This is a genomic window from Clostridium sp. AF34-13, from assembly GCF_003477845.1.
Classification (GTDB): Bacteria; Bacillota; Clostridia; order Lachnospirales; family Lachnospiraceae; genus Butyribacter; species Butyribacter intestini.
This window is the reverse complement of the sequence record NZ_QUEB01000007.1, coordinates 127,152-137,738: the sequence shown is the minus strand read 5'-3', so window position 1 is coordinate 137,738 and position 10,587 is coordinate 127,152. Positions and strand designations below refer to the sequence as shown.

9 protein-coding genes are annotated in these 10,587 nt (G+C 38.3%); 7 read left to right on the top strand and 2 right to left on the bottom strand.

Annotated features, from left to right (window positions below):
• Positions 1-198: 198 nt before the first annotated feature.
• From era to DWZ63_RS07710, 7 genes are all read left to right on the top strand, one after another.
• On the top strand, positions 199-1,107 hold the full coding sequence (era, locus tag DWZ63_RS07730) for a GTPase Era (protein WP_055940923.1): 909 nt from the start codon (positions 199-201) through the stop codon (positions 1,105-1,107).
• A 159-nt stretch (positions 1,108-1,266) separates the two neighbouring features.
• Positions 1,267-1,470: a hypothetical protein gene (locus DWZ63_RS15675; protein ID WP_055940925.1), complete on the top strand. Its 204-nt coding sequence runs from the start codon at positions 1,267-1,269 to the stop codon at positions 1,468-1,470.
• Positions 1,409-2,155, top strand: coding sequence for a DNA repair protein RecO (recO, locus tag DWZ63_RS07725; protein ID WP_055940928.1), 747 nt, complete (start codon positions 1,409-1,411; stop codon positions 2,153-2,155). Before DWZ63_RS15675 ends, recO begins: the two co-directional genes overlap by 62 nt.
• Positions 2,156-2,362: 207 nt before the next feature.
• Positions 2,363-3,751 carry a glycine--tRNA ligase gene (locus tag DWZ63_RS07720; RefSeq protein ID WP_118499359.1) on the top strand — a complete coding sequence of 463 codons (1,389 nt, stop codon included), beginning with the start codon at positions 2,363-2,365 and terminating at the stop codon, positions 3,749-3,751.
• Positions 3,752-4,163: 412 nt separating this feature from the next.
• Complete coding sequence (locus DWZ63_RS15670; protein ID WP_182431459.1) at positions 4,164-5,543, top strand: hypothetical protein; 1,380 nt, start codon at positions 4,164-4,166, stop codon at positions 5,541-5,543.
• Positions 5,544-5,919: 376 nt separating this feature from the next.
• Positions 5,920-6,042, top strand: a complete 123-nt coding sequence (locus DWZ63_RS16120; RefSeq protein ID WP_270393239.1) for a hypothetical protein — start codon at positions 5,920-5,922, stop codon at positions 6,040-6,042.
• A 184-nt stretch (positions 6,043-6,226) separates the two neighbouring features.
• Positions 6,227-6,904, top strand: coding sequence for a polysaccharide deacetylase family protein (locus DWZ63_RS07710; RefSeq protein ID WP_118499356.1), 678 nt, complete (start codon positions 6,227-6,229; stop codon positions 6,902-6,904).
• Positions 6,905-7,111: 207 nt separating this feature from the next.
• On the opposite strand, the gene DWZ63_RS07705 is transcribed toward DWZ63_RS07710, so the two are convergent.
• Together DWZ63_RS07705 and DWZ63_RS07695 are read right to left on the bottom strand one after the other, a co-directional pair.
• Complete coding sequence (locus tag DWZ63_RS07705; RefSeq protein WP_182431458.1) at positions 7,112-8,455, bottom strand: family 10 glycosylhydrolase; 1,344 nt, start codon at positions 8,453-8,455, stop codon at positions 7,112-7,114.
• A 223-nt stretch (positions 8,456-8,678) separates the two neighbouring features.
• Positions 8,679-10,292, bottom strand: coding sequence for a CTP synthase (locus tag DWZ63_RS07695; RefSeq protein WP_022014409.1), 1,614 nt, complete (start codon positions 10,290-10,292; stop codon positions 8,679-8,681).
• Positions 10,293-10,587 lie beyond the last annotated feature (295 nt).

Genomic DNA, 10,587 nt, shown 5'->3' with positions numbered 1-10,587 from the left:
TATCAGGCAAGTAGAAAGGCGGATTGCTAATATCCGCCTGACTATTATTTATATATTATTGCTTTTTCACTGACTTATGTACTGTTACGAGTGACAGGCAGCGAGAGCGTGCCTGCGTTATTATTTGTTAGAGATGTGCAAGTAACATAGAATATAATCAGTTTCGCAATAATTATAGTATATATACGGAGGATTTACATGAAGAAATTCAAATCGGGTTTTGTGACCCTTATAGGCAGACCAAATGTCGGCAAATCAACCCTTATGAACAGACTTATCGGTCAGAAGATAGCCATAACATCAAATAAGCCGCAGACGACGAGAAACCGTATCCAGACTGTTTATACCGGTGAGGAAGGACAGATAATCTTTCTTGACACTCCCGGTATTCACAAGGCTAAAAATAAACTTGGCGAGTACATGGTATCCGTTGCCGAGCGTACATTAAAGGAAGTTGATGTTATATTATGGCTTGTTGAGCCAACGACCTTTATAGGTGCAGGTGAGAGACATATCGCCGAGCAGCTTAAAAATGTTGACACACCCGTGGTTCTTGTTATCAACAAGATAGACACGGTTTCAAAAGCAGAAATACTCACTTTTATCTCAACTTACAAAGATTTGCTTGATTTTGATGACATTGTTCCGGTATCGGCACTTAAAGGTGAAAATACGGAAGATCTTATGAAAACTATATTCAGTCATCTTGAGGAGGGACCTTGCTATTACGATGAAGATACTATTACGGACCAGCCGGAGAGACAGATAGTTGCCGAGATGATAAGGGAGAAAGCTCTTAGAAATCTAAGCGAGGAAGTACCGCATGGAATAGCTGTCGGCATTGACAGGATGAGAGAACGCAGAGGAAGCGATATCATAGATATAGATGCCACGATAGTCTGTGAGAGAAACTCTCACAAGGGTATTATAATAGGAAAGCAGGGAAGTATGCTCAAAAAGATAGGCTCAGATGCGAGGAGAGATATTGAAAATCTGCTGGACTGTAAGGTTAATCTTAAGCTGTGGGTCAAGGTCAAGAAAGACTGGAGAGACAGCGATTTTCTTATGAAGAACTTTGGTTATGACAGTAAGGAGCTGGAGCAGTAAATAGCATGCCGAAAAAACATATACATAGTTTTTTGCAATAGGTTTGTTCAAATCTAAATGTGTATTACCATATATGGAAATAAATGCAGGAATATAATTGTTTCATCATACAAATCATATTTAGTAGCAGATATAGAAATACAAAGGAGGTTTCTTTATATGAGTGTGGAGCTGATGGAACATGATGAGGATTTATGGACGAGATTTGTCAGTACTGGAAGCGTAGAGGATTATCTTAAGTACAGGACTGAGATAAGAAACAGCTTTGATGACAGTGAAATTGCTGATAAGGAAAGAAAAGATGGCAGAGACAGTTACATTTACCGGGATGATACTGACGGCATCACCGATGAAAGAATTTGATAAGAGGGTGGAGGTTCTCACAAAAGAAAGAGGTCGTATATCAGCGTTTGCAAGGGGTGCCAGGAGATTAAACAGCACCCTTTCGGCGTGTACGGTTCCTTTTACATTTGGAAAATTTACCTTTTATGAGGGAAGAAATGCTTACAATCTTGTGAGTGGAGATATAGAAACTTATTTTGAAGAGATTACGACGGATTATGATGCATTGTGTTATGCATCATATTTTGCTGAAATGGTACAGTATCTTTCAAGGGAGGGTATTGAGGCGGCGGAGGAACTTCTGCTGATGTATATTACTATGCGTGCACTTCAAAACAGAAGAATATCGTTTGAACTTATAAGAGTTATATTTGAGATGCGTCTTATGCTGACGGAAGGTGAGGGGCTGGAACTTTTCAGGTGTCTGCGCTGCGGAAAAGAGGAAGTACATAGTGTATATCTTTCAGAGGGCGGTCTTATCTGTCGGGAATGTGCGGCAAAAGACAAAAAGCTTTCAAAAGAATATCCGATAGTGCTTAGTGCAGATGCGAAATACACATTACAGTATATACTTACAAGTACCCCTGAAAAGCTTTATGCTTTTACAGTCACTGACAGTGTGCTCAATGAATTAAAGCGGTTTATGAAAAGTTATCTTGCAAGGTATCTGCCGCATAAATTTAAGACTTTGGACTTTATTGTCTGAAAACATTGCAATAAATGAGGTTCAATGGTATATTTTTGTATAAGTGTTTGAATACCTGCGGAGTTAGCCGGTTGCAAGGAGAATGAAGCAGGAAACCTGTTGGTTTTATACAATGGGTACACATATGCACAATAATAGTTATGGTTTACTTATTGTGTGCGTAATAAACAATTTAAAACGAACTAACAGAAATTGGAGGAAAACGACATGGAAAAGACAATGGACAAGATGGTTGCACTTGCAAAAGCAAGAGGTTTTATTTATCCGGGGTCAGAGATATATGGCGGACTTGCAAATACATGGGATTATGGAAACCTTGGTGTTGAGCTTAAAAATAATGTTAAACAGGCATGGTGGAAGAAATTCATCCGTGAGAGCAAGTACAATGTAGGAATCGACTGTGCAATCCTTATGAACCCTCAGACATGGGTAGCATCAGGTCATCTTGGAAGTTTCTCAGATCCGCTTATGGATTGTAAAGATTGTCATGAGAGATTTAGAGCAGATAAGATTATCGAAGACTATATGCAGGAAAACGGCATTGAGATAGAGGGAAGTGTTGACGGCTGGTCAAATGAAGAGATGCAGAAATACATTGAGGAACATGAGATTGCCTGCCCTTCATGCGGAAAACACAACTTTACTGAAATTCGCCAGTTCAATCTTATGTTCAAGACATTCCAGGGCGTTACCGAAGATGCTAAAAATACGGTTTATCTCCGTCCTGAGACGGCACAGGGTATTTTTGTAAACTTTAAAAATGTTCAGCGTACATCACGCAAGAAAGTGCCATTTGGTATCGGACAGATAGGTAAGTCATTCAGAAATGAGATAACACCGGGTAACTTTACATTCCGTACAAGAGAGTTTGAGCAGATGGAACTTGAATTTTTCTGCAAGCCTGACACAGACCTTGAGTGGTTTGCATACTGGAAAGATTATTGTATCAACTGGCTTAAAACACTTGGCATCAAAGAAGATGAGATGCGTGTGCGTGACCATGAGAAAGAAGAGCTTTCTTTCTACAGCAAAGCAACATCTGATATAGAATTTCTTTTCCCATTCGGATGGGGCGAGCTTTGGGGAATAGCTGACCGTACAGACTATGACCTTACACAGCACCAGAATGTATCAGGTGAGGACATGAGCTACTTTGATGATTCGACAAATGAGAAATATATCCCATATGTAATCGAGCCATCACTCGGAGCAGACCGTGTGACACTTGCATTCCTCTGCAGTGCATATGATGAGGAAGAACTTGAGGGAGGAGATACCCGTACCGTAATGCATTTCCATCCGGCAATCGCACCTGTAAAGGTTGCAATCCTTCCGCTTTCAAAGAAACTTTCAGAGCAGGCAGAAGAAATCTATACAAAGCTTAGCAAAACATACAATTGTGAATTTGATGACAGAGGAAATATTGGAAAGAGATACCGCCGTCAGGACGAGATAGGAACTCCATATTGCATCACATATGACTTTGATTCAGTTGAGGACGGAGCAGTGACAGTTCGTGACAGAGATTCAATGGAGCAGGAGCGGATTAAGATAGAAGAGCTTGAGAATTACTTTGCAAATAAATTTGAGTTTTAATTGTTATTAGTAACAGTTCAGTCTTTCATTTCTTACATTAATAAACCTGCCAGCTAGCTGTCAGCCGCTGCTTTGCAGCTTTTGTTTACTTCATGTCAGAAATGAAAGGCTATTCTAGTGTACTGAACTGTTACTAATTAATTATCACCTTAAGAAAAATGTAATATTTGAAAAAAATGTGTCATGACACAACAATACCATACTTTTTAGTGCATATTACATAAAAAAATGCATATAAATCAAAGCGAATTGTGGAAAAATCACATATAACATATGACTATTGTTGAAAATTGCCTATAATAATGAAAAATATACAAAGTTTTTAGGACAATTTACGATTGCGTGATTTTATAAACCATGCTAAAATCCTTGATGTAACTAAAATTAAACCAATATTAAGGGGGAAACAGAAATGAAGTTATCCACAGGAATGAAAAAAGCCCTTTCTATGTTTCTTACAGCTGCACTTGTAGTTTCAGGTGTTTATGTAAGTGATGGAAAGGCATCTGCTAAAGAACAGGTTTTAGCAGTAACAGCAGGTACTACAAACAGTATCAAAGTTGAAACAAATGTAAAAGTTGCAACAAGTGCAGAGATTACATTTGTAAAACCTTCAACTTTCGCAGGCGTTGAACTTACTGGTGCAGCAACAAACGGTGTTGTTGCAATAGCAAAGGCAGCAACAAATGCAGCAACAGCAGAGTACATAGTTGATGTTTATGCAAGTAAAGTTGTAGTAGCAACAAAAGAAGCTGTAGAAACAAAAGCTCCAGAAGCAACAAAAGCTCCAGAAGCAACAAAAGCTCCAGAAGCAACAAAAGCTCCAGAAGCAACAAAAGCGCCAGAAGCAACAGCAACAGCAGAGGCAACAAAAGAGCCAGAAGCAACAGCAACAGCAGAGGCAACAAAAGAGCCAGAAGCAACAGCAACAACAGAGGCAACAAAAGCAACACAGTCATTAAAATCTTCAAAGAAAGCTGCAAAAGCAGTTGAAGAAAAGACAGTTGAGAAGGTTGTTGAAGAGAAGACAAAAGTTGCTACAATCGTTGTTAAAGTTACAGCAGCTACAAAGCCATCAACAACTCCGTCAACAAAACCAGCAGCAACAGCAACAGCTCCAGCAGCAACAGCAACAGCTCCGGCAGCAACAGCAACAACTCCAGCTACAACAGTTCCAACAACAGCTCCAACAACAGCTCCAACAACAGCTCCAACAAAGAAGCCTGCAAAGAGCAAAGCTAAATTTACAGTAGCTAAGAAGGTTGTTATCGCAGCAGGAAAGTCTAAGACTATTAAGTACACAGCTAAGGATACAAAGGGTAAGACAATCAAAGCTAAAGTATCTAAGAAAGCAAACAAGAAGTACGCTACAGTTAAGGTTACATCAAGCAAGAAGATAAAGATTACAGTACCTAAGAAAGCTAAGAAATATAAGGGATACTATGGTACAGTAACACTTAAGGCTGGAAAGAAGACAGCTAAGGTTAAGATTTATGTTCAGAACAAGACAACTAAGGCTAAGGCTGCTAAGAAGAAAGTAACAGTTAAGAAGAATAAGACAGCTAAGGTTACAGTTAAGGTTACAGCTCAGAACAAGAAGAAAGCTACAACAGATACAGTTAAGGTTACAATTCCTAAGTCTAAGAAGAAATATTTGACATATAAGTCAGCAAAAGCTTCTAAGGGTAAAGTAGTTGTTTCACTTAAAGCTAAGAAGAAGAAAGTTAGCAAAGTACCTGTAACAATCAAAGTAGGAAGCAAGAAAGTAAAGGTAACTGTTAGAGTTAAATAATTGACCGAGCGATAGTGAGGGAAAACTTTAAAAAGTTGATAAACTTATCTTGATAATACAAATTATATACCAGCCACACGCAATAGCGTGTGGCTGGTTTGTCTTTTCAGAAAATAAAAAATAAGACAATATGCAAAGGGTAAATAATATATATTGAGATGGCAGAATATCTTGTAAAACCTGAGGAGGTGTTTGATATGTATTCAGAAGCATCAAGAATATTAGATGAAAATACCGTAAAGTATATGGTGGATGAACTTAAGGATGAGAACAAAGAACTTAAAGAAAAAATACTCAGCTAGAAGGAGAGAATACGGAACTTAAGGGAAAGAATGTAGAACTAAATGATAAGATAATTGATTTTCAGAAGAAACAGTTGCAACAGGACAAAAAAGAAAAGGAAGTTATCAAAAATATGTATAAAGCTAATCTTACGATAGAGCAGATAGCTGAAATCACAGGAAATGATATTGAGGTGATTAAAAACATTATTAAATAAAACAGACTACGACAGAAAAATTCCACATACAAATATATTTAGAGAGAATTGTTTGGTGCGTGTATGTGAAAATTCAAGCACAAAAATTTCAGTGTATATGAGAATAGCTGGGGGATAAAATATTTTTTGCCCCAACATCATATTATAAGCATATAATGATATAACAGAAAGGAAGAAAGATATAATGAAATACAGAAAAGCACTTACATTCAGTTATGATGATGGAATAGAGCAGGACAGAAAATTAGTGGAGATATTTAACAGATATGGTATGAAAGCAACATTTAATCTAAACACAGGAATTCAGTCGCCTGATAGTAACTTTGAAATAGAGGGTGTGCACATAAACAGGATGAAACAGGATGGACTTGCTGAGCTTTATAAAGGACATGAAATAGCAACACATGGTCTTACTCATGCAGCACCAACAGAAATGACAAAAGATGAACTTGACAAAGAATTTATAACGGATATGAAAAATATTGAGAGAATATATGGTACATACCCGGTGGGAATGGCATATGCGTATGGCTGTGTGAATGATACGGTAGCCAAATATCTCAAATCAATCGGAATAAAATATGGAAGAACAGTAGAGTCATCACATTCGTTTGAAATACCAAAAGAATCTATAAAATTAAAAGCAACCTGTCACCACGATGATGAAATGCTGTTTGAACTTGCCGAAAAATTTATAAAAGCAGAACCAAAAGAGGATGAGCAGATGTTGTTTTATGTGTGGGGGCACAGCTATGAATTTGATGTAAACAATAACTGGGACAGAATAGAAAAATTCTGTAAGATGATGGCAGGCAGGGACGATATTTTCTACGGAACCAATAGGGAATGTCTTGTGGATTGATTTTGGATTATAGTATATTTTTTGAAATTATGATAACAAACAGGAGAAGCCGTATATATAATTCTGTAATGGCATTTACAAGCATGCCGGTACTTACGCACCATATTTAGGTGTGTTATGTATCCGCTGCGTGCTTAGTAAGCGTACGCGTGCCATCGAGGAATTATATATACGGCTTCTCCGTCCGTTAGCCGTTGGCCAAATAAATCACTTAAAAACTTTCTTTAGATTAGCAATCTCTTTTGCAGCTGCTTTTCTATTCAGATCGGCATATGAGAAAAGAACATAACCGCTGACTTTCTTAGTGCTTCTTCCATATAAAACTTCACGCTTTAAGATGGTGTTGCTTTTTGACCAGCCTATGTCGTACACGGCTTTTGCCTGTGACTTTGAAAGACCGGCTCTGTATCCGGCAAGACCTATATAGAGTTTTACATTTTTATTTCTTTTCAGATTTGCCCATCGTTTGCAAGTTGCTTTGTAAGGGCATACAGTATGTGTGAATGTCCAGTATATCTGAGGGCAGATATAGTCGATATAGCCGGTTGATGACATCCATTTTTTAACATCACAGTAATAACTGTTGTTTAGATAGAGATTGTCGAGATTTCCGGCAGGACTTACACCAAATACAGCTTTTTTTCTTGTTGTTTTTACTGTCTTGTAAACTTTTTTGATAAGCAGGTCAACATTTTGTCTTCTCCAATTTACGATGCCGTAATATTTTTTGCCACTCTTTTTTCTGGCTTTAACATAATAATTATATTCAGGTCGGTCAAAGTTTTTCTTGTATGCAGTTCCAAGATTTGGGTAGAAGTAATCATCAAAATGTATTCCGTCTACATTATAATTTTTAACTATCTCTTTTACTCCGTTGTTGATGAGATTTCGCACATCAGGTTTTGCGGGATTGTAATAGAGTCCACCGTTGTATTTTAATACATTTCTTCTCTTTGCCTTTGAAGAAGATTTTGCCCATTTATATGCATATGAATTTTTTGGGATTGTATTAATGTTTGTTGTCGATGAAGAAATCCTGTAAGGATTGAGCCATGCATGGACTGAAAGTCCCATTCCGTGAGCTTTATCGACCATTATCTTTAACGGGTCAAATCCCGGATTTTTTCCGGCAGTTCCTGATGCATATACTGACCACGGAAAATATTTAGATGGGTACATTGCATCTGAAAACATTCGTGCATGGACAAATACAGTGTTATATCCGTTTGATTTACACTTTTTGAAAACTTTTGTTATGTAGTTGGTGAAACTTTTCTTTGTGTACCCCTTGTTGCTATAGCTTAAAAATGACACCCACACACCGCGGAGCTCTTTAGATGTGACAGCACTTCCGCTGGAGACAGCACTTCCCGAAGCAGCAGTGGCTGCCGCTTTTACGGAATTTACCTGTGTGTTATTCTGTGATGATGCATAGCCGTTATTTTGCTGTCCTGTTATACATACGATAATTGCACAACAGAGAAAAAGGGCGAGAGCCATAAAAAACGGCTGGCGGCATGAGTTGTGTTTGTTAGTGTTTGTTGTTTTCATATTTATCCCCATTTCTGCACACTTTTTAATATAATATTTGTGTCATGTGTGCACAGACACAAAATTTGTTTTAATGTATAGGAAAAATGCCTGCCACTGAAAAACAGGGGCAGGCACTTCATTTGTATGCATATATCTTATAATGTTGTGGTCAAAAGGCATTTTGCCCCAACTGATGCCATGGACTGCAGCATTGCTATCTGCCTTTGACCTTTGCATCATTTTATTTGTTTTCGTCCTGATATTTAAGTGCAGCACCAACAAATCCCTTGAATAAAGGATGTGGTCTGTTCGGTCTTGATTTGAATTCAGGGTGAGCCTGTGTTGCGATAAACCACGGATGAGTAGGTATCTCACACATCTCAACAATTCTTCCGTCAGGAGAAAGTCCTGAGAGGAGAAGCCCTGCTTTTTCTAAATCTTCACGGTAGTAATTGTTTACTTCGTAGCGGTGTCTGTGTCTCTCATGGATAGTTTCCTCACCGTAAAGCTCATAGGCTTTTGAAGTTTTATCAAGTACACATGGATAAGAGCCGAGTCTTAATGTACCGCCAATGTCCTCGATACCATCCTGCTCAGGCATAAGATGGATAACAGGGTGTGTGGTCTGAGGATCAAGCTCGATACTGTGTGCATCATGGAAACCTACAACATGTCTTGCAAACTCAACTATCGCAAGCTGCATTCCGAGGCAAAGACCGAGGAATGGAATGTTGTTTTCTCTTGCATATTTGATGGCAGTTATCTTACCGTCTATTCCTCTGTCACCAAATCCGCCCGGAACTAATATTCCGCTGACATCGCCGAGAAGTTCTGAAGCATTGTCTTCATTTAATTCTTCGGAAGGAATCCATTTGATGTTGACATTGCTCTTATGTGCAAGTCCGCCGTGTTTTAAGGATTCAACAACACTGATATAAGCATCATGAAGTGATGTATATTTGCCGACAAGTGCGACAGTGACATCTTTATCAAGGTTTTTAAGTGTGTCAACCATATTCTGCCACTCAGTTATGTCAGGTTCTGGGCAGTCAAGACAGAGTTTTTCACATACTACATCTGCGAGGTGTTCTTTTTCCATTGCGAGAGGAGCTTCGTAAAGTGTCTCCACATCAAGATTCTGCAAAACACTCTTTGTAGGAACATTACAGAAAAGTGCAATCTTATCCTTAAGCCCTTCTTCAAGAGGGAGTTCTGTACGGCATACGATAACATCAGGCTGGATGCCCATTCCCTGAAGTTCTTTTACGCTCGCCTGAGTAGGCTTTGTTTTCATCTCGCCTGAGGCTTTAAGATAAGGAATAAGTGTCACATGGATAAGGATAGCATTGTCGTGTCCAATATCATGCTGGAACTGACGGATAGACTCAAGGAAAGGCTGGCTTTCAATATCACCTACCGTACCACCCACTTCGATGATGGCTATCTGTGTATCCTTGCAGCCGTCATTGCGGTAAAAACGGCTCTTTATCTCATTTGTGATATGAGGGATTACCTGAACCGTACCTCCGCCATAATCACCACGGCGTTCTTTGTTAAGAACTGACCAGTAAACCTTACCGGTTGTCACATTTGACTGTTTTGTAAGACTTTCATCGATGAAACGCTCATAATGTCCGAGGTCAAGATCTGTCTCAGCACCATCATCTGTTACGAAAACCTCACCATGCTGTACCGGATTCATAGTACCCGGGTCAATATTGATATATGGATCGAACTTCTGCATTGTTACACTGTATCCGCGCATTTTTAGCAATCTTCCTAAAGATGCTGCTGTGATACCTTTTCCAAGACCGGAAACAACGCCACCAGTTACAAATACATATTTGACTGCCATTAAAATATCCTCCTTGTATTTTATTACTTTTAGTATGTCCAAAAATGTTATCAGATTGTTATCGACTCTAGTGCAGTGTATCAATGATACAGTACGCTAGTCGTAGATTTTGCTTTTCATAAATAAATGTTTTTATTATCGTTTTTCTTATTTGTCAATAACAAATATCTTCTATTATAACTCATAAAGTATATTTTGTTCAATTAGTATTTATGACAGTATTTATGATTTTTTTTGTATAAAATACACAAAAATGTATGCGGTTTATATTTTATAAAGATTATTTCACATTTTA